This window comes from Paraburkholderia xenovorans LB400 (genome assembly GCF_000013645.1).
GTDB classification, from domain to species: Bacteria; Pseudomonadota; Gammaproteobacteria; order Burkholderiales; family Burkholderiaceae; genus Paraburkholderia; species Paraburkholderia xenovorans.
The window spans coordinates 2,069,504-2,092,340 of sequence record NC_007952.1; the positions used below are offsets into that span (position 1 = coordinate 2,069,504).

Annotated in this window: 22 protein-coding genes; 6 read left to right on the forward strand and 16 right to left on the reverse strand. The window is 64.3% G+C overall.

Translation table 11 applies throughout. From position 1 onward, the window contains the following. Positions 1-13: 13 nt before the first annotated feature. The 9 genes from BXE_RS31090 to BXE_RS31130 form a co-directional block, all read right to left on the reverse strand. Positions 14-2,278 carry an ATP-dependent DNA helicase gene (locus BXE_RS31090; RefSeq protein ID WP_011492093.1) on the reverse strand — a complete coding sequence of 755 codons (2,265 nt, stop codon included), beginning with the start codon at positions 2,276-2,278 and terminating at the stop codon, positions 14-16. Continuing rightward, positions 2,275-4,146 carry a VRR-NUC domain-containing protein gene (locus BXE_RS31095; protein WP_011492094.1) on the reverse strand — a complete coding sequence of 624 codons (1,872 nt, stop codon included), beginning with the start codon at positions 4,144-4,146 and terminating at the stop codon, positions 2,275-2,277. Before BXE_RS31095 ends, BXE_RS31090 begins: the two co-directional genes overlap by 4 nt. A 112-nt stretch (positions 4,147-4,258) precedes the next feature. Further along, entirely contained in the window at positions 4,259-4,846 is a 588-nt protein-coding gene (locus tag BXE_RS31100; RefSeq protein WP_011492095.1) for a LutC/YkgG family protein, read from the reverse strand. Next, positions 4,833-6,227 carry a lactate utilization protein B gene (locus BXE_RS31105; protein ID WP_011492096.1) on the reverse strand — a complete coding sequence of 465 codons (1,395 nt, stop codon included), beginning with the start codon at positions 6,225-6,227 and terminating at the stop codon, positions 4,833-4,835. The genes BXE_RS31100 and BXE_RS31105 overlap by 14 nt, the downstream gene beginning before the upstream one ends. Further along, positions 6,224-6,967: a (Fe-S)-binding protein gene (locus tag BXE_RS31110; RefSeq protein ID WP_011492097.1), complete on the reverse strand. Its 744-nt coding sequence runs from the start codon at positions 6,965-6,967 to the stop codon at positions 6,224-6,226. Before BXE_RS31110 ends, BXE_RS31105 begins: the two co-directional genes overlap by 4 nt. Positions 6,968-7,166: 199 nt before the next feature. Then, positions 7,167-7,913: a FadR/GntR family transcriptional regulator gene (locus BXE_RS31115; protein WP_007177506.1), complete on the reverse strand. Its 747-nt coding sequence runs from the start codon at positions 7,911-7,913 to the stop codon at positions 7,167-7,169. Positions 7,914-8,102: 189 nt separating this feature from the next. Further along, positions 8,103-9,875, reverse strand: coding sequence for a S10 family peptidase (locus tag BXE_RS31120; RefSeq protein ID WP_040124638.1), 1,773 nt, complete (start codon positions 9,873-9,875; stop codon positions 8,103-8,105). 191 nt (positions 9,876-10,066) lie between these two features. Next, entirely contained in the window at positions 10,067-11,245 is a 1,179-nt protein-coding gene (locus BXE_RS31125; protein WP_011492099.1) for a pyridoxal phosphate-dependent aminotransferase, read from the reverse strand. A 138-nt stretch (positions 11,246-11,383) separates the two neighbouring features. Further along, positions 11,384-12,877 carry an RNA polymerase factor sigma-54 gene (locus tag BXE_RS31130; protein WP_011492100.1) on the reverse strand — a complete coding sequence of 498 codons (1,494 nt, stop codon included), beginning with the start codon at positions 12,875-12,877 and terminating at the stop codon, positions 11,384-11,386. Positions 12,878-13,387: 510 nt separating this feature from the next. On the opposite strand from BXE_RS31130, the gene BXE_RS31135 reads away from it, so the two are divergent. Then, the gene (locus BXE_RS31135; protein WP_011492102.1) at positions 13,388-13,726 is read left to right on the forward strand and encodes a BON domain-containing protein; all 339 of its coding nucleotides are present in this window, start codon (positions 13,388-13,390) and stop codon (positions 13,724-13,726) included. 224 nt (positions 13,727-13,950) lie between these two features. Here BXE_RS31135 and BXE_RS31140 read toward each other — a convergent pair whose 3' ends face one another. Next, positions 13,951-14,403 carry a PA2169 family four-helix-bundle protein gene (locus BXE_RS31140; protein ID WP_011492103.1) on the reverse strand — a complete coding sequence of 151 codons (453 nt, stop codon included), beginning with the start codon at positions 14,401-14,403 and terminating at the stop codon, positions 13,951-13,953. A 367-nt stretch (positions 14,404-14,770) separates the two neighbouring features. On the opposite strand from BXE_RS31140, the gene BXE_RS31145 reads away from it, so the two are divergent. After that, positions 14,771-15,010, forward strand: coding sequence for a hypothetical protein (locus BXE_RS31145; RefSeq protein ID WP_040124635.1), 240 nt, complete (start codon positions 14,771-14,773; stop codon positions 15,008-15,010). A gap of 157 nt (positions 15,011-15,167) precedes the next feature. Here BXE_RS31145 and BXE_RS31150 read toward each other — a convergent pair whose 3' ends face one another. The 5 genes from BXE_RS31150 to BXE_RS46710 form a co-directional block, all read right to left on the reverse strand. Continuing rightward, a complete protein-coding gene (locus BXE_RS31150) occupies positions 15,168-15,749 on the reverse strand; it encodes a glycine zipper domain-containing protein (RefSeq protein WP_011492105.1) in 582 nt (193 codons plus the stop codon). A gap of 94 nt (positions 15,750-15,843) precedes the next feature. Continuing rightward, a complete protein-coding gene (locus BXE_RS31155; protein ID WP_011492106.1) occupies positions 15,844-16,188 on the reverse strand; it encodes a DUF1488 domain-containing protein in 345 nt (114 codons plus the stop codon). Next, positions 16,185-16,748, reverse strand: coding sequence for a DUF4142 domain-containing protein (locus tag BXE_RS31160; protein ID WP_011492107.1), 564 nt, complete (start codon positions 16,746-16,748; stop codon positions 16,185-16,187). The genes BXE_RS31155 and BXE_RS31160 overlap by 4 nt, the downstream gene beginning before the upstream one ends. Positions 16,749-16,842: 94 nt before the next feature. Continuing rightward, the gene (locus BXE_RS31165) at positions 16,843-17,394 is read right to left on the reverse strand and encodes a type 1 glutamine amidotransferase domain-containing protein (RefSeq protein WP_011492108.1); all 552 of its coding nucleotides are present in this window, start codon (positions 17,392-17,394) and stop codon (positions 16,843-16,845) included. A 215-nt stretch (positions 17,395-17,609) separates the two neighbouring features. Beyond that, positions 17,610-17,951: a hypothetical protein gene (locus tag BXE_RS46710; RefSeq protein WP_011492109.1), complete on the reverse strand. Its 342-nt coding sequence runs from the start codon at positions 17,949-17,951 to the stop codon at positions 17,610-17,612. Between the two features lie 213 nt (positions 17,952-18,164). Here BXE_RS46710 and BXE_RS31175 point away from each other — a divergent pair, with 213 nt between their 5' ends. Further along, positions 18,165-19,427 carry a DNA topoisomerase IB gene (locus BXE_RS31175; RefSeq protein ID WP_011492110.1) on the forward strand — a complete coding sequence of 421 codons (1,263 nt, stop codon included), beginning with the start codon at positions 18,165-18,167 and terminating at the stop codon, positions 19,425-19,427. Positions 19,428-19,601: 174 nt separating this feature from the next. On the opposite strand, the gene BXE_RS31180 is transcribed toward BXE_RS31175, so the two are convergent. Continuing rightward, entirely contained in the window at positions 19,602-19,889 is a 288-nt protein-coding gene (locus tag BXE_RS31180) for a hypothetical protein (RefSeq protein ID WP_040124632.1), read from the reverse strand. Between the two features lie 321 nt (positions 19,890-20,210). Between BXE_RS31180 and BXE_RS31185 the strand changes: the two genes are divergently transcribed. From BXE_RS31185 to BXE_RS31195, 3 genes are all read left to right on the forward strand, one after another. Continuing rightward, positions 20,211-20,738, forward strand: coding sequence for a PRC-barrel domain-containing protein (locus BXE_RS31185; protein WP_011492112.1), 528 nt, complete (start codon positions 20,211-20,213; stop codon positions 20,736-20,738). Positions 20,739-20,915: 177 nt separating this feature from the next. Beyond that, the gene (locus tag BXE_RS31190) at positions 20,916-21,302 is read left to right on the forward strand and encodes a DUF3175 domain-containing protein (RefSeq protein WP_011492113.1); all 387 of its coding nucleotides are present in this window, start codon (positions 20,916-20,918) and stop codon (positions 21,300-21,302) included. Between the two features lie 86 nt (positions 21,303-21,388). Then, positions 21,389-22,708 carry a cation:proton antiporter gene (locus BXE_RS31195; protein ID WP_040125294.1) on the forward strand — a complete coding sequence of 440 codons (1,320 nt, stop codon included), beginning with the start codon at positions 21,389-21,391 and terminating at the stop codon, positions 22,706-22,708. Positions 22,709-22,837 lie beyond the last annotated feature (129 nt).

Genomic DNA, 22,837 nt, shown 5'->3' on the forward strand with positions numbered 1-22,837 from the left:
CTGGTGGCACGCGCTACTGCACGTGCCACCAGCGCGGCAGCAAACGCCGCACTTCGGGCCGCCGATACCGGTCGTCGATCAGATGCACCACGCCCTGGTCCCGCTCCGTGCGGATCACACGCCCTGCCGCCTGCACCACCTTCTGTAGACCCGGATACAGATACATGTAGTCGTATCCGTTGCCGAACTTCACTTCCATCGTGCGGCGCATCTGTTCGTTGATCTCGTTCATCTGCGGCAAGCCGAGCGTGGCGATGAACGCGCCGATCAACTGCTGACCGACCAGGTCCACGCCTTCCGAAAACGCGCCGCCTAGCACCGCGAAGCCCACGCCCTCGTTCATGGTCCGGAAGCGCGCGAGAAACGCGTCGCGAGCGGCTTCGTCCATGCCTGGCTCCTGCGCCCAGACCGGCAAATCCGGGTGCCGCTCGCGCATCAACGCGACCACACGCTGCAAGTACTCGAAGCTGCTCAGGAAACCCAGGTAATTTCCCGGCTGCGCCGCGTATTGCCGGGCGATCAGATCGACGATCGGAATCAGCGAACGCTCGCGGTCACGCCACCGCGTCGACACGTTGCCGGCCACGCGCACCTGCAACTGCTCCGCGCGAAACGGGCCTTCGACATCGAGCCATTGGGTCGCTTCGGGCAATCCCAGCGTGTCGCGATAGAAATGATGCGGGTTGAGCGTGCCGGAGAACATCACCGTGGTGCGCGCGGCCGCGTAGCGCGGCGCGAGAAACGGCGCGGGAATCACGTTGCGCACGCAGAGCGCGGCACTGGTTTTGTCGCGTGGCGCGTATCGATCCGCGGCGAGCGTGATATCGAAAATCGAATGCTCGCCGAACTGCTCGGCCAGCGCGACGAAATGCATGGCGTCGAAGAAGAAGCGCAGCGATGCCTCGTCGATGGAAAGCGGCGCTTCCGCCAGTTGATCCGTGACGGCACTGATCAGATTTTGCGCGGCGCAGAGCAGTTTGCCGGGGACCTCGGTGTAGACCTGATAGCTCGCGGTCTGCGCACGTTTGACCGCGTTCCACTCGCGTTGCAGGCGTTCAAGCGGCTTGCGCAGCGTGGCCGGCGCCGTTTTGCGCGCGAGCCGGAACGCCGCCTGATCGAGCGAGGCGGTGTACATGCGGCGCGCCCGGTCGAGCAGATTGTGCGCCTCGTCCACCAGCACGCCCACGCGCCACTGGTTGATCTGCGTGAGCGCGTACAGCATGGCGCTGCTGTCGTAGTAGTAGTTGTAATCGCCGACCACCACGTCGGCCCAGCGCGCCAGTTCCTGCGCCAGATAATATGGACAGATGTCGTGCGCAAGCGCCGCTTCGCGCACCGCCGCCCGGTCCAGGCGCGGGCCCGCGAGCGCCGCGCTGCGGGCCGCGTCGAGGCGGTCGTAGAAGCCGCGCGCAAGCGGGCAGGACTCGCCGTTGCAGGCTTTGTCGGGATGCTCGCAGGCCTTATCGCGTGCGACCAGTTCGAGGGTTCTCAACGGCAGGCGCGCGTCGACCCTATGCAGCGTTTCGATCGCATCCAGCGCCAGCGCGCGGCCCGGCGTCTTGGCGGTCAGGAAGAACACCCGGTCGATCTGATCCGACGCGCACGCCTTGAGCAAAGGAAAGATCGTCGCCAGCGTCTTGCCGATGCCGGTCGGCGCCTGGGCCATCAAAGGCTTGCCGTCGCGCGCCGAGCGATAAACCGACACCGCCAGTTCGCGTTGGCCGCTGCGAAACTGCCCATGCGGAAACTGCAACTCGCCGAGCGCCGCGTTGCGCGCGGCCCGATGCGCCTCTTCCTGCACGGCCCAATCGAGAAAGCGCTCGCATTGCTCGACGAAGAAAATCTCCAGGTCGCGCGCGGTATGCGTTTGCGTCAGCAGCACCTCTTTCTGGGTACCGATATCGAAGTACACCAACGCCACGGTCAACCCGGCCAGCTCCCGCGCGCGGCACAGCAGATGACCGTAGACGAGCGCCTGCGCCCAATGCAACGTGCGGTGATTCGCGGGCATGCGTTCGAGATCGCCGCGATGCGTCTTGACCTCTTCCAGCCGGTTGGCCGCCGGGTCGTAGCCGTCGGCGCGTCCACGCACGGTCAGGCCGCGGTGCGTGCCCGTCAGCGTGATTTCGGTTTCGTACCCGCTCACGCGCCGGCCGGCGACCGTGACGTGGCCCGCCATGCCTTCGAGCGAGGTCGGCGCGGGCGTGAAGCGCAGGTCGAGATCGCCGCGCCTCGCGGTGAACTCGCACATCGCCCGTACGGCGACCACGTAGGTCATGCGGCGGCCTCGATGGTGGGTTCGGTGGCGGGTTCGGTGGCGGGTTCCGGTTTGGCCTCCGCGGTGGCAGCTATCGCACCCGCGGTTCCGGCCTGCGTGGCGGTCTCGCGTCCAACCGCCGTGGCGGCCTCGGCAGCAGCTTCAACCGCGCCGCCATTCACGGCGAGCACCCCGTCGGCCCAACGCACGTCGAGCACGCGCACCGGCATGCCGTGCTGCGCGCAGTACGCGAGCCAGCGGATCTGGTTGTCCTGCAAACGGTCGCCGGGACCTTTAACTTCGATCAACTCGTAACGCCGTTCGGCCGGCCAGAAGCGGATCAGATCCGGCAGCCCGGAACGATTGCCGCGAATATCTCGCAGCAAGCGCTCGAACCACAGTTTCAGATGCGCGGCCGGCAGACAGTCGAGCGCCAATGCGACGAGTTCCGGCGAGAGCTGCCCCCAGAATACGAAAGGCGATTGCAGCCCCGCCTTGCTAGCCAGATGCCGCCAGATCGTCTCGCGATAAGCTCCGCTGTCGAGTTGCGCAAGGCACGCGGCAAACTGCTCGGCGCGGCGCGCATGAAAATCCGGCGCGTGCAGATCGGCCGGGCCACGCTGGAACGGATGAAAAAACGCGCCTGGCAACGCCGCGAAGACGGGCTCCCAGCACAGCAGCCCGAACAGCGAATTGATCAGCGCGTTCTCGACGTAATGAACCGGCGCGGTCTCGCACGTCAGATGATCGCGAACCACGTACTCGACCGGCATCGGCTCCTCGGGCCGCAGCACCACCAGCGTGCCGCGCTCGACGCAACGCGCCGCGCTCGCCCGTGCGACCGGCATGCCGCGCTTGCGCTGCAACCGTGCGAGCATGCGGCCGATGCGTTGCGCTTCTTCTTCGCTCTCGGGCGCCGCGGCGGCTTGCGAGGCGAGCGCGAACGCCTCGTCGAAACGTTCGCTGCGTTCGAGCACACGCATGCGCCGATGACGCGCACCGGGCCACGCGCAACGCTCATACACGGCGAGCGCGGCCGGCCAGTTCTCCCGACGCTCGCACAGATGGCCGATACGAAACAGCAGTTTCGCGCGCCGCGTTTCGAGCCAGGGATTCGAGGTTTCGATTTCACCGACCGTGGCGACCAGATTATCGATCGCCGCCGCTTCCGCCTCGCCACCGGGTAGCCGTTCGAGCGCTTCACGGCACGCGTGCAAGGCAAGATAAACGTCCACGTCCGCACGCGCCTGAAACGCGCGCGACGAAGGCGCGAACGCCACCTTCTCGTACTGGAACACACCGAGGTCGGCGAGCACGAACTCCGACCACGCCTGCTGCAAATTGCCGAAGAACATCAGACGCAGACGTTCGCACAGCGGCGCGATGGCAACGTGCAGCACGCAGTCCGTGGATTGACCGTGCCATGCGCGGAGCGGACGCGCAACGCCTTCTTCTGCGGGCTCGCCGACATAAAACGGACGCAGAGTTTCCAGCAGCTCCGGTTTGCGCAAGCTCTTCGCGCCAGGAATCAACGCGAGAGCATCCGCGAAAATCTCCATCAAGTCGGCACGCGTGGTGAGCGCGAACAGATCGTCTAACGTCAGCGCGGGTTGGGTGTCGACCCAGCCGAGCGCCGCGATCGGCGCGGCCGCCTGCAGCGGGCAGCCAATCTCTTCGTAAGACAGGCGGCTTGCGCGAAATAGCGTGCCTTTGCGCATCAGCATGCGAACCAGCAGTGCGCGCGACGCCTGCGGCAACGCGGCGAATTCGCGCAGAAACGCCTGTTCGTGCGTGTCGAACAGGTCGTGGTAACGCTGCGCGAGCCACGCGAGGGCGCGCTCGAAGTTCAGCAGATAGTAGAGAGCGTAGGGAGAAGCGGGGGTTGCCACGGCACGTTCACGAAACCTGTATGTATATACAGTGATGATAGCAAAGTCCGTGGCAATGCCGGCCCAGCGCGGCAAGACGTGGTGGCCGCCCGAATAGCGCGACGCGAGGTTTCTAATCCGCCGCCAGCCACACCACCGTCAACGAACGCACGCCTTGCGCGCCGCGAATCAGCACACCCTCGATATCGGCCGTCGCCGACGGTCCGGTGACGAGCGCCGCATAACGGGCTTCACGGAAATCATCGCGCCGGTACACGTCCTGCAAGCCGTCGAGCAAGTGCGCCGGATCGAGCAGCACGACCAGATGCTGCACGATGTACCCCAGCGCGTTGACCACGTACTCACGTTCGCTGAACCACACCGAGCCGGTCTCGGCCACGCCGAAGCGAGCCCGCACCACGCCGACCTCGATATCCTGCAGCGACGCGGGTGCCGTTTCGGCGGTGAGCACGCGCGTGCCCGGCACTTCTCCGGTTGCCGAAGCGATGGACGCCTCAGCGCCGAACCGCTCGCGAATCAGCCCGCCCACGTCGCTCGCAGCCCTAACTTCGACGCACGTGCCGCCCATTGCCTGCAGCGCCGCCGTAAAACGCGCACGCAGATCGCCACCCGCCGCCGCGAACAGCGGCACGTCGGGCCGTGGCCGCGCCGGCGGCTGCGCCTGCCGCACCTTCTCCAGAAAAGCTTCACGCGTTGTCATGATCGGCTCCACGATTTTTTTTGTACCACGCATGGAAGGTCAGCTTTGGCGCCTCCGGCAACTCGCGCTGCTTGCCCCAGATATTGAGCGGGTTGTACAGCACGAAATTCGGCAGCCGCCGCAACGCGCTGCCCATCGACGAAACCGTCGCGCGATACAAGGTCGGGCTCGCAAGCAGCCGCCCTGCCATCTTCAACACCTCCTGTTTCACGAACGGCACCTCGTGATGCCCGGCAATTACCGTGCGCCATTTGTAGATCTGTTCGTGAATATTGATCTTCACCGGACACACGTTCGTGCAACTTCCATTGAGCGTCGATGCGAACGGCAGCGCACTGTAGCGTTTCAGATCGAAAGTCGGATTGATGATCGCGCCGATCGGCCCCGAGTAGGTGCCGCCATACGACAGCCCGCCGCTGCGCCGGTAAACAGGACACGTATTCATGCAGGCGCCGCAGCGAATGCACTTGAGCGAATACCAGAAGTCCTCCATTGCGAGCCGCTCCGAGCGGCCGTGATCGACGAGAATGAAATGCATCTCCGTGCCTTTGCGTGGCGCGCGGAAATGCGAGGTGTATTGCGTGATCGGCGAGCCGAGCGCGCTGCGCGACAACATGCGGATAAACACACCGAGATCCGAGACCTTCGGAATCAGCTTCTCGATACCGATCGACGCGATATGCAACGGCGGCACATTCGCTGACAGATCCGCATTGCCTTCGTTAGTACACACTACGACCGTGCCCGTTTCCGCGACCGCGAAATTGCAGCCGGTCATGCCGGCCGTTTTCTCGCGCACGAAGTATGGCCGCGTGTTCATCCGCTGGCTTTCCGCCAGGTAATGAATGTCGCTGTTCTTCGGATCGGTGCCGATGGTGCGGCCGAACAGTTCGGCAACGTCGGCACGCAGCTTGTGGACCGCGGGCACCACCATGTGGCTCGGGTCCTGATGGTCGAGTTGCTGGATACGTTCGCCCAGATCCGTTTCCATCACCGTAATGCCGCGCGGTTCGAGATACTCGCGCATCTTGCATTCGTCGGTGAGCATCGACTTGCTTTTGACGAGCGTGGTCATGCCGCGCTCCGACATGAGCTGGTGCACGAGCGCGTTGTGCTCTTCGGCAGTGGCGGCCCAGTGCACCGTGACGCCGTTCGCCTCGGCGGCCGCCGCGAACTGTTCCAGATACGTGGACAGATTCGACAGCGTGTGTTCCTTGATGCCCGAGGCCAGCTCGCGCATCGTCTCCCACTCGGCAATGCCGTGCGCCTGCGCATCGCGCTTCTCGCGCAGATCCCACAGGCGCCTGTCGTGAAACGCGACGTGCTCTGTCTTGCTGATGAAAGCGCCCGCGGCTTTCGCGTGATCGATGCGGTTGCTCATGCGCGTGCTCCGTTGAGGACCTGCGCGATATGAATGAAGCGCGCGTCGGCTTTCATGCGTTCCGCGCAGCCTTGCTGATGCATCAGGCAGGACATGTCGCCCGATACGATGTACTCGGCGCCCGCGTTCAGATGATCGCGCACCTTGTCCTGTCCCATGCGAACCGACACCGGCTCTTCAGTGACCGAGAACGTGCCGCCGAAGCCGCAGCATTCGTCGGGCCGTGCCGGCTTGACGAATTCGATGCCCTTCACGCCTTCGAGCAAGGTGCGCGGCTTCGAAAACGGCGTGCCGGCCACTTCCGAAATCGACGCTTCCTTCAGATGCCGCAATGCGCTGCAACTGTTGTGCAAGCCCACGCGGTGCGGAAACTCGGCCCACGGAAATTCACGCGCGCCGACCACGTCGTGCAGAAACTCGACGAGTTCGTAGGCGTTCGCGCGGACCTTCTTCACTTCGTCGGTCTGCTCCAGCGCGGTGAGATGCTCGCGCACGTGGTGAATGCAGCTCGCCGACGGCCCGACGATGTAGTCGTAGCCGGCAAAGTTGCGCGCGAACACCCGCTCGGCGCCGGCGGCCTCGGCATGCGCGCCGCTGTTGGCCATAGGCTGGCCGCAGCAGGTTTGTTCCTGCGGATAGTCGACCTCGATGCCGAAGCGTTCGAGCAATTCGAGCGTGGCGATCCCCACTTCGGGATAGAACGCGTCGATGAAGCACGGGATAAACAGGGCGACTTTCATAAGCTCATTGGGGAAAAAGCGGCAGTCGGCGATTCACCTACTCTACTGCGGAATGGCGGCGGTGAACCAGTGCGTTATCGCGGCTGCCGGCACGCAATTGGCACGAAGCAGCGAGAAATTCCAGCACTCCAGTAAGACTGGTATGGTTGGTCTGACCAAGAATATAAGGAAGTTGCGGGAAGGTGTCAATCGCGGGAATTTACGAAACCGTACTCGACGAAGGCCTGGCCGCGTCTTCCTTGTACATCTCGCGCACATAGGTCAAATGACGCTCGGCGGCCTTGCGTGCCTTTTGCGCGTCACGCGACATCACGGCGTCGTAAATGGCCTGGTGCTGGCCCATCAACTGCTTTTCCATCGCGTCGTCGTAATCGATCAAACGATGGTACTGGCGCATACCCTCGCGAATCAGCGTATGGATGCCGTGCATCACATGCGCGAGTGCAATGTTGTGCGTGGAGTCCGCGATCGCGAGGTGGAACGCGGCGTCCAGTTCGGCGAGGTTCACACGGTCCTGCGACTGCGAGCCGGCTTTCAATGCCTCGAATGCCGCGCTGATCTTCTTCAGGTCCGCGGCCGTGGCGCGCTGCGCGGCATAGACCGTCGAAATCGATTCGAGCCCTTGGCGCAGCTCCAGAATATCGGCACTGGTGCGCGGATTCTGCAGCAGCAACTCCGCCAGCGGCTTGGAGATGATCGGCGCCGTGACGTCGACCACCGTAAAACCGCCCCGCCCCGAGGTTTCGATATAGCCGTCCGCTTCCAGCCTGATCAGCGCCTCGCGCAGCGAAGGCCGCGACACGCCGAGCTGCGTAGCCAGGTCGCGTTCGGCCGGCAGCCGGTCGCCGGGCATCAGCGTGCCGTCCGAAATCAGTTGCTTGATCTGGTCGGACACCACGTCGGACAGCCGTTTGCGCGTGAAGGACTGGATCGGGTGAAATGGCATGGGCAGCGGGAAAAAAAGCCGGTTGATAAAGCGGGTTTTCAGGTGGCGGACAGGCGCCTGAGCGCGGTTCGGCGCGACCTTGAAGCACCGCGCGACGCCGAACGAATTATACCGTTCAACCGCTCAGGCCCGATCCGGTTGCGAGACGCGGCACCCGGCTGCGGACCGCCCGGCGCGCTCATCTGAACCCTAGCGCGCTCCCGCTGCATAGAAACTCGCCAGATCGCCCTTGAGCGTATGCAACGCCGCGTCGTCGAGATAGATCATGTGACCGGTCGGATAGTAGGTGATCCGCACGTTGGCGCGCAGCGGAGCGTCCACGCCCAGATGCGCAAGCGCGTACTCGGTTGCGTAGAACGGCGTGGCCAGATCGAAATAGCCGTTCAACGACATCACGCGCAACTGCGGATTCTGCCGCATCGCCTCGGCCAGATCGCCCGCCGCATACGGCACGGGCAGACGTTCGCCCCACCACGCGCGATGCTTCCAGTCCCATTGCGTCAACGCTTCGTCGTTGAAGACGCGGTAGCGGTCGGCCGGCGTAAAGTGCAGGTCCTGAGCAAAATGCTGGTGCAAGGCCGCGTCGAAAGCACTCGACACGCTGCTCACCGAGGCGTCGTAATCGGGACGCTCGGACACGCTGTCAAAGTCGATCCCTTCGAAGCGCGCATCGTAACGGCCGACGCTGCGCGCCTGATCGCGCAGCAACTCGCTGCGATAACGCGACGGATAAAGACGCAGGCGGCTGCGCTTCACATAGCCGACGTCGAGCCCGGTGAACTGCGCGACCCGCGCGGCGATCGCGTCGCGTTCGGCGTCGGGCAGCGCGTCGCCCTGGGCGAGCGCCTGTGCATACGGTCCGCGCGCGAACGCCCGGGCGTCGTCGAGAAAGGCCGGCAGGCTGGCCGGCCTCGGCACGATCCTGTCGTGATACCACGCAATGGCCGCGAAGCTCGGCAGATAGCTTTCGCTTTTGAAATCCGAGCCCGCCGAGAACGCGGCGGAATCGAGCACCGACGACATCAGGATCACACCATTGAGCGCGATATTGTCCTGCCCCAACTGGTATGCGAGCATCGCGGCGCGCGCGGTTCCATACGATTCGCCGAGCAGATACTTCGGCGAATTCCAGCGCTGGTTCACGCTCAGGTAGCGGTCGATAAACTGCGAGAAAGCATTGAGATCCTGATCGACGCCCCAGAACTCCTTGCCCGTGCCGTGGCCCACTACTCTCGACAAACCCGCGCCGACCGCATCGATGAATACCAGGTCGGTGGTATCGAGCAGGCTGTCGGGATTGTCGGCGAGCGTGTATGGCGCGGGCGGCGTAATGCCGGGACTCGCCGTGCGCGCCCGCTTCGGCCCGAACGAGCCGATCATCAGGAATACGCTGCCGGCGCCCGGGCCACCGTTGAAGAGAAACGTGACGGGCCGCGTTGCCGGCGTTTTGCTGGCAACGGTGTAGGCGACATAAAAAACGCTTGCGTTGGCCTGACCTATCCTGTCGCGTAGCAGCAGGTTGCCGGCAGTGGCCGTGTAGTCGATCTTGTGGCCGTCGAGCCGGATGGAATGCTGCGTCACCGACGACGTTTCCGGCGGCACAGGGATAGCCGCCGATTCCGGTTTCGCGTTGCGCTGCGCCGTGCTGCCCGACGCGTCGATCGGCGGCGCGGCAGGCTGGCGCGGCGGGCGAACTGAAGCCGCGTGCGGATCTTCGCCGGGTGGGGCATTCGGCTCCGCGCGCTGACCGGGCTTGCCGCTCGCAACGCGCGGCGCGTCCGGTGCGGAAGCCGCCGCTTCCGCGTTGGCGGCGGCTTCCGGTGAGTCGTCCGGTTCAGCAGCCGCGCACGCCGTGCTGAACGCGGCAAGCAAGGCAAGGATGAGCGCCATTGCCGCGAGGGCGGCCGCCATCGATCCTGCCATCAGCGATCGGCGCAACGAGAGGGCGAAGCGAAGGGTCATGGAGTTCCCGACCGTGAGTGTCGATATGCGCCGGCGTCCGCAATGGCCATGCTTAAAGACGCGGCTCGGCGCTCGATTTTTGACGCAAGCCCTGGCTGCGTCAATCGAAAACTGGCGAGAACACGCATTCCTCCCGCCACGCATCGCTTCATTACGCGAATCGCAAAGCAAGCGAAACGCTAAAGTAAAGCTCAGCGAGCCGGCAATGCGCGGACAAATGCGGCAATCCGCTCGCACGCGTCGATCAGTCGCGCTTCCTCGACCACGAAACCCAGCCGCACGAAACCATTCGCCGTCTCGCCGAAGGCGCTCGCGTCGAGCAGCGACACACCCTGCGCGCGAAATAGCTGCCAGGTGAAGTCGACCGTATCGAGACCCGTGCCGCTCACGTCGACCATCATGAACATGCCGGCTTCGGGCAACACGCACCGCAGCCCCGGCACGCGCTGCAAACGCTCGAACACCACGTCGCGCCGGCGGCGGTAAATCTCGCGCATCCCGGCGGCGATCTGTGCCTTGTTCTGCAAAGCGGTCAATGCGGCCTGCTGGATGAAGCCGGGCAAGCCGTACAGCATCGCAAGGGCGAGCCGCCCCATATGTTCGATCAGCTCCGCGGGCCCGATCGCCCAACCCACGCGCCAACCGGCCATAGCATGGGATTTCGACAGACTGCCGAGCGTCACGGTGCGCTCCGCCATGCCGGGCAATGCTGCAATGCTCAGGTGTCCGCGCTCGAATGTGAGCTCGGCGTAGACCTCGTCGGACAGCACCCACAGATCATGCTCGCACGCGATCCGCGCGATCCGTTCGAGATCGGCGCGCGGCATGACCACGCCGGTCGGATTACACGGCGTAGCGAAGAAAATGGCCTTCGTGCGCGAAGTGACCGCTGCTTCGAGCGCCTCGCAATCGACGTGAAACGCCCGCGCCCGATCGACCGGCACCGCCACGAGCGTGGCGCCCGCCGCGCGCACGCAGGCCTCGTAGGTTAGGTACATGGGCTCGGGGACGATCACCTCGTCGCCCGCCTCCAGCAGGCATAGCGACGAAGCGAATACGCCGTTCTGCGCGCCCGCGGTCAGGATCACATTGGCGGCGCTCACGGCACAGCCTGTGGTGCGCGCATGCTCTTCGGCAATCGCGGCGCGCACCGGCTCACGACCGGACACCGCGCTGTAGTGCGTGTCGCCGCCGCGCAAGGCCTCGACCGCGCGTTCGACGATCGGCGCGGGCGTGGCGAAATCGGGATCGCCGACGCTCAGCACGATCACGTCTTCACCGTTGGCCGCCGCCTGTTGCGCGACGCGATGGATTTCCCACGCGGACGTGCGCCGGCCCTGCAGGCGCTCGACCAGATTCGAGTACTTCATTGAACCACCCCGTTGCTCATGGACTCGCCAATGTAAAGGGGCACGCTCGAAACGTCCAGATACGAAAAAGCGCCACGCGGGCGGACAGTCTCGCGTGGCGCTTCAAGGCAGCCCATTGCGCCGGGCTGCGGAGCTCCTTCAAACCTGGCGGCGCAATTCCGCCGGCGGCACCTTCATCAGATGCCGGTACTTCGCTACCGTGCGACGCGCCACCAGCACGCCCTGATCGGCGAGCATCTTCGCGAGCGTCACGTCAGAGAGCGGATCGCGCGTGTTTTCCGCGGCGATCATTTCCTTGAGCAGCGCGCGCACCGCGGCGGCGGAACACGTGCCACCGCTTTCGGTGCCGAGCTCGCGCGGGAAGAAATGCTTGAATTCGAAAATGCCGCGCGGCGTGGCCATATATTTGTTGCCCGTGGCGCGCGAGATGGTGGATTCGTGCAGGCCGAGTTCGTCGGCGACATCGCGCAACACCATTGGCTTGAGCGCGATTTCGCCGTACTGGAAGAAGGCCTTCTGATGCGCGACGATGCACTCGGCCACGCGCTGGATCGTATCGAAGCGTTGTTGCGCGTTGCGGATCAGCCAGCGCGCTTCCTGCAACTGCTGCGCGAGCGGCGAACGGCTCGCGCCGGCCGACTGCGCGAACAGCTCCGCATACATGCGATGGATTCGCGCGCGCGGCTGCACCGCCGGGTTGATCGCCACGACCCACTTGTTGCGCACCTGGCGCACGATCACGTCCGGCACCACGTAATTGTCTTCGGTGCGGCCATAGCAGTTGCCCGGCTTCGGATCGAGCTTGCGCACGAGAGCGCAGGCAACCCGCAGTTCTTCCGCGCTGCAGCCGATCTGCTTCTGCAATTCGGCCTGTTCGCGGCGTGCGAGCCGTTCCAGATGATGTTCGACGATCTGCCGCGCCACCTCGCGCCCCGGCGTGTCGGCCGGCAACGCGTTGACCTGCAGCGACAGGCACTCGGACAGCGTGCGCGCGCCCAGACCCGGACGATCGAGCGATTGCACGAGACGCAGCGCCACCAGCAACTCGTCTTCGGTCAATTCGGGTTCGAGATCGACACTGTCCGCGAGGTCGGCGAGATCCTGGCGCAGATAGCCGTCGTCATCGAGCGCCTCGATGATGAAGCGCGCTACGGCGCGATCCCGGTCGTCGAGGCGATAGAGGCGCAGCGAGTCGTGCAGTTGCTCGCGCAACGTGGGTTGGGAACGGGCCCACTCGGCGGGATCGCTACCGTCCGAGTCGCCGTTCTGGCGCGTCGAACTGCGGCTGCTGTAATCGCCCGAGAAGTCGCCCGGCATGTCATCCTGGCCCGAGCTTTCCAGCGTGTCGTTGCCGCCTGACTCGGACTGCATGTCGGATGACATCGCGTCGGGTTCCGCTGCGCTCACCGTGTCGGCGGCCGGCAGCGCGCCAGCCTCTTCACCGGACGCGGTCGTGGCGAGTGCGACGTCTTCCGTATCCGTCGAGTCGTACTCGAGGAACGGATTGGTGTCGAGCGCCGTGCGCAACTCCTGCTGGAACTCCAGAGACGACAACTGCAACAGACGCACCGACTGCTGCAGACGCGGCGTGAGTGCGAGAGACTGCCTTGTGCGTAGTTCAATTGAAGGCATTGTAGTGAGGTCCCTTTAATAGCCGAAAATGGTGAGTGACCTCTTTAGAGCAACTGCCGTACCAGCTCGCGCAACGTCCTGTTTTTTCAATGTATTGCATTTTCAGGCCCGCCACTTGCGCAGGCCGGCGGGCGCCATTTTTACAAGTACCCGGCAAATTCCGGTTCCCGCTCGCAGCAGCGGCCAAACCCGGCCGGGCCGCGCGCCAGCGCCTCGCCGCGCCGCATTCTTCAGCCTTAAGCCATGTGCCGCAACGGCTTTCCTGCCGGCCGCGCCCTTTCTCCCGCCGCCGGGCACACCGCTTGCGTCTGGGCACTATGTGGACGGACGGTGGTCTTTGCACGCGCAACGCAACAGCGAAATCGCATGCACAGGCTGTCGCCCGGTGTCGATAACGGGCCCTGACGGAACCGTAGCGGCAACGACCCCACGCGTGTCATCGGCGGTTTCGACCGCGATCGACCGCAGGCAACAAGACCGCAATTTTCATCAACACCCGAAGGAGAAACCATGAAGACGATCCAATTCCTGAAGACCGCAGGTAGCATTGCCTGTCTCGCATTCGCACTGAACGCTACGGCGCAGACCAGTGCCTCGGCTCCGTCGGCTTCGTCCGAAACCATCGGCGAGCACGTCGACGACGGCACCATAACCACCAAGGCCAAGGCCGACCTGCTGGCCGCGAAGAACGTCAAGTCGACGCACATTCACGTGAAGACGCGCAAGGGCGTGGTGTGGCTCACGGGTACAGTGCCTTCGGCTGACGACAAGTCGGCGGCTGAAGAAGTCGTGCAAGCCGTGAAGGGTGTATCGAGCGTGAAGAACCATCTGAAGATCGCCGCCCAATAAGCGGGTGATCCTGACGGGAAGCGCCGGCTGCGGCCGGTGCTTCCCGGCGCTTGTGCCCGGAGACACATGAAAGCCGTCCGCGAATGCGACGGCTTTTTTAGTGCGCGAGCGCTGGGAGCGCCGGGTGGCCTGAATCCGGTTTGCGCACGCACGCCAGCGAACCGTCAGCCGACACGCAAAAAACCGGCGCTCCCGAATAGAGAGCGCCGGTCACTCACCTGCACTTAATGCCGGGCAGCCGCGTATTGATCGCGCAGATCACGCACACGGTCATGGTTCTGCAACACGCCCTGATATTGCCGCTCGACGATGGCCCGCACGTCGGCCGGCAACTCCTTTTCCAGCGCGTCGTGATAGCGCTTCTTGGCGACGTCCTCGCCCTTCTCGCACTCGGCCAGGATCTCGCGGTCGCTGCGATCGGTCACCGCCGACTTCACGTCGACCCAGCCGCGATGCAGCGCACCGCTCATGCTGCCGCCCGTTTCGGGTTTGCCGCCGAGCGCCGTAACGGCATCCTGCAACTCGCGCGCGCCGCGCGCGCAGTCTTCGGCCCGCGACAGAAACAGCGTTTTCAGTTGTGCGTCGTGGGCATCTTCGGCCGCTTTGCGAAAGCCCTTCTCGCCGTCCTTCGACGTCTCGACCAGATCGTTCAGCACGGAAACAACGTTCGTAGCCATTCAATACCTCCAGGGGTTTCGTCAATGATGGAATCCGCAGCTACGTGCGTCGCGGCTTTGCCGGCGCTGGACATCCCGCTGCGGAGTCTCCGGTCTATCCGCATGATGCGTGCCCGCCGTGCAGCGCCGCGCGCATGTCGCAGCTGGCTTCCAGCGCGGCTTTCAATCTTGCCAATGCACGTAGATTTTTCCCTTCGCGATGTCACCTAGCGTGCGGCGAAGACCGACTGGCGCGGCTGCGCCGAATGGCACGCCGGTTGCTTTACATGCTCGCCCCACCGCATGCCGTGCAACGCAACAACACGCTGCAAGACGTGCCGATGAATTGAAAACAATGGGCAGGCAACAACGACAGGGAGCATTCACCATGAAAATCAGGAGCACGGAATTTCTGGCCGCCGTCGCGATCATCACCTCGGCAACGGTGCTGCAGATTCGCGAGCATATGCCGGCGCACGAAGCGACGTCCGCGAGCGCGCAAACCGAGTCCCCGGCGTGCCGCATGACGCGCGACGGACTGGTACCGGCCGCGTGCGAGCCGACTCGCGACGATCATCAGGAACCCGCAATGCCGCGCCAACGCAGCGCGCCACAGATCTGGGTTTGAGCATGACGCGCCTTGGGGCGGCTCAGACCGCCTGCGCGGCCGCCGAACACTGCAAGCCGGACACGAAAAAAACGGCCCGACGATAGGTCGGGCCGCTCCCTTCTTGCCACCGCTTCGAACTTTCACATCGAATGACTGGACGTAAAAGCCCTTGCGCTTACGCGCGATTTTCGCTGAACTCGTTGAGCGGCACCGGTTTCTTCAAAGGGTCGAAGTCAGCCCAGCGTCCCTGCTGCCAGCGGCCGCTCGCCCGCTCGATCGCCACGCCGCCTGCTTCACGCAACACACGCGCGGCGTCGAACTGATTGTCCGGTGAAACGTGCACGGCGACCAGCACGCCGGAATCACGCGTTTCCTCGTGAAAAGGCGTTCGGTGGCCCGCCTTGCCGCCCTCGCGAGTGCGCGACATCGCGCCGACCAGCGAGCCGACATAAGCCCCCACGCCCGCTGCGATCAGCGACACGATAACCGGCGCCGCGAACGCCGCAAAGATCGCGACGCCCACCACGGCGCCAGCCACCGCGCCGATGGTGACGCCCATGCCGGCGCCTTTGGGTGCATCCTTTGCGCCGGCGTCCGTACTGGTATCGCCGCCGATCGGAAAACGCGCATGCTGCCCGCGCGGGTTGACGAAAAACAGCGTCACGTCTTCTTCGACGAACCCTGCATTGAAGAGCTTTTGCGCCGCCTCTTCAGCGGCGGGAAAAGTCGTAAAACGTGCTGCGACGATGAGTGACATAAGGCCTCCTTGCATCGTTGAACGGCGCTTGCGGACTGTGCCGCCGCATGTCGCCGTGCCATTCGGCGCGTTCGGGCGGCGGCGCGCCGCGGGACTACGCCGCGGCGCCGCGATCCGGTTCCATGCCTTCCACTCTGAACAGTCCGCTATGCAACACTACGCCTTCTCCGTTGTTCTGGTCGAGCGCTTCCGCGCAGACGGAACGGATGCGGTGACGGCCTTTCTCGAAGGCCGACATGAGCGTTGCTTCGAGCGCGGAATCGGCGCCGAAATGATCTTCGAGCGCCTCAGCGGTAATCGCGCACACAACCGCTTCGCCGTCCACCCGCGCCATGAAACGCACGGTCAGATTCGCTCCGTCGAAGTCCGGCTTGTCGTCGGAAAAAGTGATCTGCATAAGGGAATCCTCATAGGCCGGCCGCGGCAGGATCGCGTTCATGACGAACCCTTCATTGCGCCGGCGAGTTGCTGCGCCATCGCCAGATGATGTTTGATGGTCGGCAACGCGTGCGTCGCCGCCGCCTTGAGTTGCGCGTCGGTGCCGCTCGTGCTCTCCTGCTGGAACAGATCCACCGCGCGTTGATGCGCTTCCACGCCGACCTGCTCCACATAGGCCTGATCGAATTCCTTGCCCTTGAGCGTTTGCAGCTTGCCGACCAGCGCGGAATCCGCCGACGGCGTCACGGTGAAGCCCTTCTTCGACACGAGTGCCGCCATGCCGTGCGAGAGTCTGGTGTGATCGGCGATCATCTGCGCCGCGAATTTCTTCACGTGCGGATCGCTCGAATTCTTCAGCGCAACCTTGCTGGCCGCAATCTCGGTCGCGTCGGACTTCGAGGCGTCCTGCACGAATTGCTGGTCCGCGGGTGAGAGCTTCGTGCCGCCGACGGGCGCCTCACTGGCGGGTGCGTCGCTGGCTTGCGCATACACCGCGCCGATGGACGCCGCGCTCAAGCTCAGCGCGACTGTCATCGCTTGTAGGGGATACCGGAATTTCATGCATTTTCTCCCTGTTCGATGGATGCAGCGAAACGGCAGCGGCAGCACGGGGCGCGGCACTCATTCAATCTCCGAGCCTCGTTCGTCATGCCGTTCAAGCCGCGTTGGCTCTGGACAATTGGCCGATCAGCGCCTTGTTGAAGGCCGGCAGATCGTCGGGCTTGCGGCTGCTGATCAGATTGCCGTCTTCGACCACTTCCTTGTCCACCCACGTGCCGCCCGCGTTGCGAATGTCGTCCTGCAGGCTCGGCCAGCTCGTCAACGTGCGGCCGTTGACGATTCCCGCCGACACCAGCAGCCACCCGCCATGACAGATCACCGCGATCGGCTTCTTTGCGCTGTCGGCCGCCTTCACGAAAGCTTGCGCCTGTGGCAGCAAACGCATGGCGTCGCCGTTCACCACGCCGCCTGGCAGCACCACCGCGTCGAAATCGTTCGCGCTTGCCTTGTCGAAAGTCAGATCGACTTCGACGGTGTCGCCTTTGTCCACGTGCTTGAAACCCTGGATCGTGCCGGGTCTGGCTGAGATGACCTGCACTGTCGCGCCTGCTTCAGTAAGCGCGCGTTTCGGCTCGATCAGTTCGGCCTGCTCGAAACCGTCCACTGCGAGTATCGCCACCTTGTGACCATTCAATGTGCTTGCCATGCGTCCTCTCCTTCCTGTAAGTGCCCGAGCCGCGCGTGCTGCGCGGTCGATCCCGTCGTTAATCGTCGCTAGTCGTCGTCAATGCTCAATCAGCAAAAGATGTGCCCATGCGGCGCGAGCGCCGCCTCGCCCACGTTGTGGCGCTTACTTTGCGATGTTCTTTGCGACGTTCGTCAGTCCGCTTCACTCCGCCATTGCGTGCCGGCTGAAATTGGTTAGAGCCCTTGTGGATCATCGTCGAGCCCGTCGTCGTCGTCGACTAGCGGGTCGATAACGTGGTCGGGTTCGATATCGCTGTCCGGTACGAGCGTCGAATCGCCGTCCGCGGCGGCACGCTCGCCCGTGCCGGCCCGATCCGTGTCGCTGCCGAGTTCGGAATCGCCGGTTTCGAGCGCGTGGTTGTCCAGTTCCGAGTCCACGTCGAATTCGTGGCGCTTCGCACCGGCCACATCGCTGCCGCTGTCGGACGAATCGCTCGGACCGAGTGCACCCGTCGTGCCGGAGGTTTGCTTGACGACCTGTTGCGGCTCGTCGTCGGGATTAAGAGTGCTGCTCATGACGCTCTCCTTGGTTCGTTCGTTTCATCGATTACCCGTAACGAGTGTCCGCAAGGACTGTTCCGCTGGTCCGCAAGACAACGCGCAAAGCAGCCCGCAAAGCAGCGGCCGCGCGGCACGCGGGAAACCGCGCCCGGTGCCGGGCACTGCCTTTGCTTGACGCCAGCTATCGGCGCAAAGCGCGCCTCATGCTTGAAACTTCTACCTGCGACGATGGCTGCCACAACGACTCCGACTCAACGCCGCCCCGAACGTACGGAAGACGACCGCGCGAAACCCGCCGCTCCTGCCGTCATGCCGCCCGGTTTGCGCCATGCCGACGACACGAAACCGGGCTTCACGCGCAAGCGTGAAAACGGCGAATTCGTCTATTTCGACGTGGCGGGCAAACGCATCGACGACGAAGACGAAATCAGGCGCATCAACGCGCTCGCCATTCCGCCCGCCTATGAAAATGTATGGATCTGCCCGGACGCCCGCGGCCATATCCAGGCGACCGGACGCGACGCGCGCGGACGCAAGCAATACCGCTATCACCCGCGCTGGCGCGAGACACGCGACGCCGACAAATACGAGCGCATGGCCGAGTTCGGCCGCGCATTGCCGAAGATCCGCGCGCGTGTTGCGCGCGATCTGAATCTGCCGGGCATGCAACGCGACAAGGTCATCGCCGCGATCGTGCAGTTGCTTGACACGACGTTGATCCGGATCGGCAGCGTCGAATACGCGCGCGATAATCAGTCGTACGGATTGACTACGCTGCGCAAGAAGCACGTGAAGATCGAAGCGGGCCGGCTGCGTTTCAGGTTTCGCGGCAAGAGCGGCATTGAACACGACGTGACGGTGAACAATCCGCGCATCAGGCGCATTGTGCGGCGTTGCGCCGAACTGCCGGGCCACGACCTGTTCCAGTATCTCGACGAAGACGGCACGCGCCGCACCGTCGGCTCCGCCGACATCAACGACTACCTGCGCCGTGCGAGCGGCGCGGATTTCACCGCCAAGGACTACCGGACGTGGGCCGGCAGCGTCTATGCGCTGGCCGCGCTGCGACGGCTGATTTGCAGCAGCGCGGCGGAAGCGCGCCGCCACATCGTCGCGACTGTCAAGGACGTGGCTGCGCTATTGCGCAATACCCCGGCCGTGTGCAAGCGCTGCTACATTCACCCAGCGGTGATCAGCGCATTCGAAGCGGACGAATTGCAGAGTCTGGCGCCGGGCCAGTCGCGCCGTGGACTGCGAGTGGACGAAGTGGCGTTTGCCGCGTTGCTTGCTCACGCCGAGAAGCGCGCGGCAAGGCTCGCGCGGCAGGCAGGGGCGAAAGGCCGCAAGGCGCGTGAGTCGGCGGTGACGGAAAGCATCGATACGTCGGTCACGAGCTTGCTGAAAAAATCGCGGAAGGTAGGTAAGGCGGCGGCTGCGAAGGCTGATATAAAGGCCGGCGCGCAAACCGCCCGCGCTGCAGCGCATGTCTAGCTTTGCCGTGGCTTAAGTCACCCGATCGCAATTCAGGAATCCTGACTCGCCAGACTTGTATCTCCCGAGACGGATCGCGAGGTGAATCGGCTCCCGCCCATGCACTTTGCCAGGCAGTTGGCCGGAAGAAGGCGGGCCCGCCTCAAAGGACGGCCCGCCCTGGCCAATCCGCTCTCACTGCCCTTTCGTGTCGCTGCTCGCATCTGCGCCGGGCATATTGGTCGAATCAGTCTTCGGCTTCTTCGCCTTCGACATGTGATGCGACTTCGAGCCGCTCGAACTCATCGCGCCCGACGCGGGTTGTCCGTTCGTGGTCGGTGCCGCCGTCGCGGCGCCGTGCGCGTTGCCCGAGCCACCGGTGCCACCGTTGCCGCCATTACCGTTGCCGCCGCCCGCTTGCGCGAACGCTGCGCCCGACACGACGACGAGTGCCGATACCAACCATGCTTGTGAAGTTTTCATCGAGTTCTCTCCCTGGGTAGTTAGCAGCGTGGGTTCCTGCATGCGCTGTTGCAGAAACAACGAGCAAGGGCTATGCCGCAGGACGGCGTTCGTGCCGGCCACACTCACCCATGCGGACCGCGAGCGAAATAATTTCAAACATGCCAGCACGCTTTACGCGTGCGGTACGGCCCACCGCAAGTGTCCAACGCCAACGCACACACCTGAACACGGCCCGTATGAGCTCCGCTTGCGACCGCTGCACCGCGTGTCTACCTCCCGGAACAGAAGGAACGCCGGTTGCTCAAGCTTCCACATACCCACCTGTAGAGGAGTCACATCATGCTCAACCAGACACAGACGCAAGCCGGCATGCGCGAGGGCGAAGGCGCCCGTATCGTCGGCAAAGGCAGCGCCACCGCCGACGGTCCCGGTCCCGACGTGATGGCGGCCGCCACGCTGGACGGCAACAAGGTGCTCAGCAGCGACGGCGAAGATATCGGCAAGATCAAGGACATCATGCTCGACGTCAATTCGGGACGCGTCGCGTACGCCGTGCTCTCGAGCGGAGGCTTTCTCGGCATCGGCGACAAGCTGCTTGCGATTCCGTGGCACGCGTTGACGCTCGATACGGAGCAGAAATGCTTCGTGCTGAACATGACCGCGGAACGCGTGAAGAATGCACCGGGCTTCGATAAGGACCATTGGCCGGCGATGGCGGATCAGACATGGGCGACTTCCGTGCATCAGTACTACGGCAGCGAACCGTACTGGGGCCGCGATCCGTACGATCGACGCGACGACTACGGCGTAGGCGACATTCCGCCGGGATCGTCGGACGCACCCGAGGCTGGCGGATTGAAGTTGTAAAGCGCGCTCACGGCGGGCACATGCGGCCACCCCAGTTGCCGCGCCCTGAGCCGATGCGCCGGCATGCCGCCATCGCGGCAGCCGGCGCATTTCACTTTGAGCGGGAGTTGCAAGACGTTGCAAGACATCACAACCGCGCCCGCGCGCGCGGGCACATTCCGATAAGGAGCCGGCACCATGCCCACCCGAAAGTCCACCACCCGATCGAAACGCCCTGTGGCGCGCGGCAAGTCCGGACGGCCGCCGCGCCAGCGGCACGCGCAGGCACAGGCCGCCCATCGCGCGAAGAGTCCGAAAAAATGGTCGCATCACGTGATGGAAACCAGTGACGCGATGGACATCCAGCACGACATTTTCAAAACCGGCAGCGCCGAATCGATCGCGCACTCGCTCAAGCAGTCGTCGACGAAAAGCCGCCGCCGCAAGGGCACGCCGTTCCAGTCGGCCATGTCGATGCTGAACTTCTATATCAATCGCGCGGGAAGGAACCTGCCGAAAGCGCGCCGTGATACCTTGCAACAGGCCAAGCGCAAGCTGCGCGAAGCATTCGGACGCGCGCCTTGAAATGGCGCGTCAGTGACTGACGCGTCCGCGCATTCTTCAACCGGCCATGCATGCGGCACGCGCATGCGAGCCCTCACCGGATGCTCATGCACGAAACTTTGTGGTTTCTCATCGTTGGCGGCGTGCTCGTTTTCATGGGCCTCGCGGCAACGACTCTGCGGCGGCTGCCCGTCAGCGCCGCCATGTTCTACCTCGCGATCGGCTATGCCCTCGGGCCGCCCGGCATCGGCCTGCTGCGCCTCGACATGATCGCCGACGCGCACCTGCTGCGCGTCATCACCGAAGTCGCGCTACTCGTCTCGCTGTTTGCCATCGGCCTGCGCCTGCGGTTAGGCATGCTGGAGAAACTCTGGACCGTGCCGCTGCGGCTCGGCTTCCTTGCCATGCTGGCGACCATTCCGCTGCTGACGCTGTTTGGCGTCTATGCGCTGAATCTCGGCTGGGGGCCGGCATTGCTGCTGGCGGCGATTCTCGCGCCCACCGACCCGGTGCTCGCCCACGATGTGCAAGTGCACAACCCGGGGGACCACGACCTGCTGCGCTTCGCGCTCTCCGGCGAAGGCGGTCTGAACGACGGTATCGCACTGCCCTTCGCGGTGCTCGGCTTGACGTTGTGCGCCGCGCCCGCCGCCGCGGCGGGCGATCTGCTGAACCTGAAGCTCGCGGGCAGCATCGTATGGGGCGTGGCGGGCGCGCTCGCTATCGGCGGCGGCCTCGGCTGGGCCACGACGCACGCGGTGGCATGGCTGCGTACGCGCCACGCGCAGGCGCTCGGGCTCGAAGGTTTCTTCGCGCTCGGCCTGATCGAACTCTGTTTCGGCGCCGCGCAGCTCGCGCAGACCTACGGTTTTCTGGCCGTGTTCGCGGCCGGTGTCGCGATGCGCCGCGTCGAGCACCGCGCGAGCGGCGGCATGTCGGCTCGCAAGGCAATCGGCACCGTCGACTCCGAAGACGTGGAAGCGACCGCGGCAAACCCGAGCAAGGCACATGCGTTCATGACGGAGTCGGTACTCGGCTTCACGATCGAGCTCGAACGCATTGCCGAGGTCGCCGTCATGGCGATGGTCGGCAACGTGCTCGCCACGATGCAAGCGCCGCTCTTCACCTGGCAGACCGTCGCACTCACCGTCACGCTGTTTGTCCTGGTGCGGCCCGTGTCGGTGGAGTTGTCGCTGCTCGGCTCCAGCGCGACGCCGACGCAACGGCGCCTCATGAGCTGGTTCGGCATACGCGGCATCGGTTCGTTTTATTACCTCGCATTCGCACTCGAAAACGGCAGCGCGGCCAACGTCGCCCCGCTCGTGCCGCTCACGCTGGCGGTGATTGCGGCGTCAGTCGTGGTGCACGGTGTCTCGGCGACGCCGTTGATGAACTGGTATCACCGGCTGCGCAGTCGTGAAGGTTAGTCATGAGTGGTCAGGCGCGTGGATACGCAGCGCTTTTTGATTTGCACGGGTTCGCACAGATTCGCACGAGCCGGCGAGCCCGCCTCTGCCCGCCGTAAATTGAAGTCGCTAGAATACGGAACCCTCCTG

Excerpts from the sequence above, each read along its gene's own strand:
- BXE_RS31190 (WP_011492113.1), top strand. The coding sequence starts at position 20,916 with ATGCCCACCCGAAAGTCCACCACCCGATCGAAACGCCCTGTGGCGCGC.
- BXE_RS31090 (WP_011492093.1), bottom strand. The coding sequence starts at position 2,278 with ATGACCTACGTGGTCGCCGTACGGGCGATGTGCGAGTTCACCGCGAGG.
- BXE_RS46710 (WP_011492109.1), bottom strand. The coding sequence starts at position 17,951 with ATGAGCAGCACTCTTAATCCCGACGACGAGCCGCAACAGGTCGTCAAG.
- BXE_RS31145 (WP_040124635.1), top strand. The coding sequence starts at position 14,771 with ATGAAAATCAGGAGCACGGAATTTCTGGCCGCCGTCGCGATCATCACC.
- BXE_RS31155 (WP_011492106.1), bottom strand. The coding sequence starts at position 16,188 with ATGAACGCGATCCTGCCGCGGCCGGCCTATGAGGATTCCCTTATGCAG.
- BXE_RS31120 (WP_040124638.1), bottom strand. The coding sequence starts at position 9,875 with ATGACCCTTCGCTTCGCCCTCTCGTTGCGCCGATCGCTGATGGCAGGA.
- BXE_RS31125 (WP_011492099.1), bottom strand. The coding sequence starts at position 11,245 with ATGAAGTACTCGAATCTGGTCGAGCGCCTGCAGGGCCGGCGCACGTCC.
- BXE_RS31105 (WP_011492096.1), bottom strand. The coding sequence starts at position 6,227 with ATGAGCAACCGCATCGATCACGCGAAAGCCGCGGGCGCTTTCATCAGC.
- BXE_RS31185 (WP_011492112.1), top strand. The coding sequence starts at position 20,211 with ATGCTCAACCAGACACAGACGCAAGCCGGCATGCGCGAGGGCGAAGGC.
- BXE_RS31115 (WP_007177506.1), bottom strand. The coding sequence starts at position 7,913 with ATGCCATTTCACCCGATCCAGTCCTTCACGCGCAAACGGCTGTCCGAC.
- BXE_RS31150 (WP_011492105.1), bottom strand. The coding sequence starts at position 15,749 with ATGTCACTCATCGTCGCAGCACGTTTTACGACTTTTCCCGCCGCTGAA.
- BXE_RS31175 (WP_011492110.1), top strand. The coding sequence starts at position 18,165 with ATGGCTGCCACAACGACTCCGACTCAACGCCGCCCCGAACGTACGGAA.
- BXE_RS31130 (WP_011492100.1), bottom strand. The coding sequence starts at position 12,877 with ATGCCTTCAATTGAACTACGCACAAGGCAGTCTCTCGCACTCACGCCG.
- BXE_RS31135 (WP_011492102.1), top strand. The coding sequence starts at position 13,388 with ATGAAGACGATCCAATTCCTGAAGACCGCAGGTAGCATTGCCTGTCTC.
- BXE_RS31180 (WP_040124632.1), bottom strand. The coding sequence starts at position 19,889 with ATGAAAACTTCACAAGCATGGTTGGTATCGGCACTCGTCGTCGTGTCG.
- BXE_RS31140 (WP_011492103.1), bottom strand. The coding sequence starts at position 14,403 with ATGGCTACGAACGTTGTTTCCGTGCTGAACGATCTGGTCGAGACGTCG.
- BXE_RS31165 (WP_011492108.1), bottom strand. The coding sequence starts at position 17,394 with ATGGCAAGCACATTGAATGGTCACAAGGTGGCGATACTCGCAGTGGAC.
- BXE_RS31110 (WP_011492097.1), bottom strand. The coding sequence starts at position 6,967 with ATGAAAGTCGCCCTGTTTATCCCGTGCTTCATCGACGCGTTCTATCCC.
- BXE_RS31160 (WP_011492107.1), bottom strand. The coding sequence starts at position 16,748 with ATGAAATTCCGGTATCCCCTACAAGCGATGACAGTCGCGCTGAGCTTG.
- BXE_RS31100 (WP_011492095.1), bottom strand. The coding sequence starts at position 4,846 with ATGACAACGCGTGAAGCTTTTCTGGAGAAGGTGCGGCAGGCGCAGCCG.
- BXE_RS31195 (WP_040125294.1), top strand. The coding sequence starts at position 21,389 with ATGCACGAAACTTTGTGGTTTCTCATCGTTGGCGGCGTGCTCGTTTTC.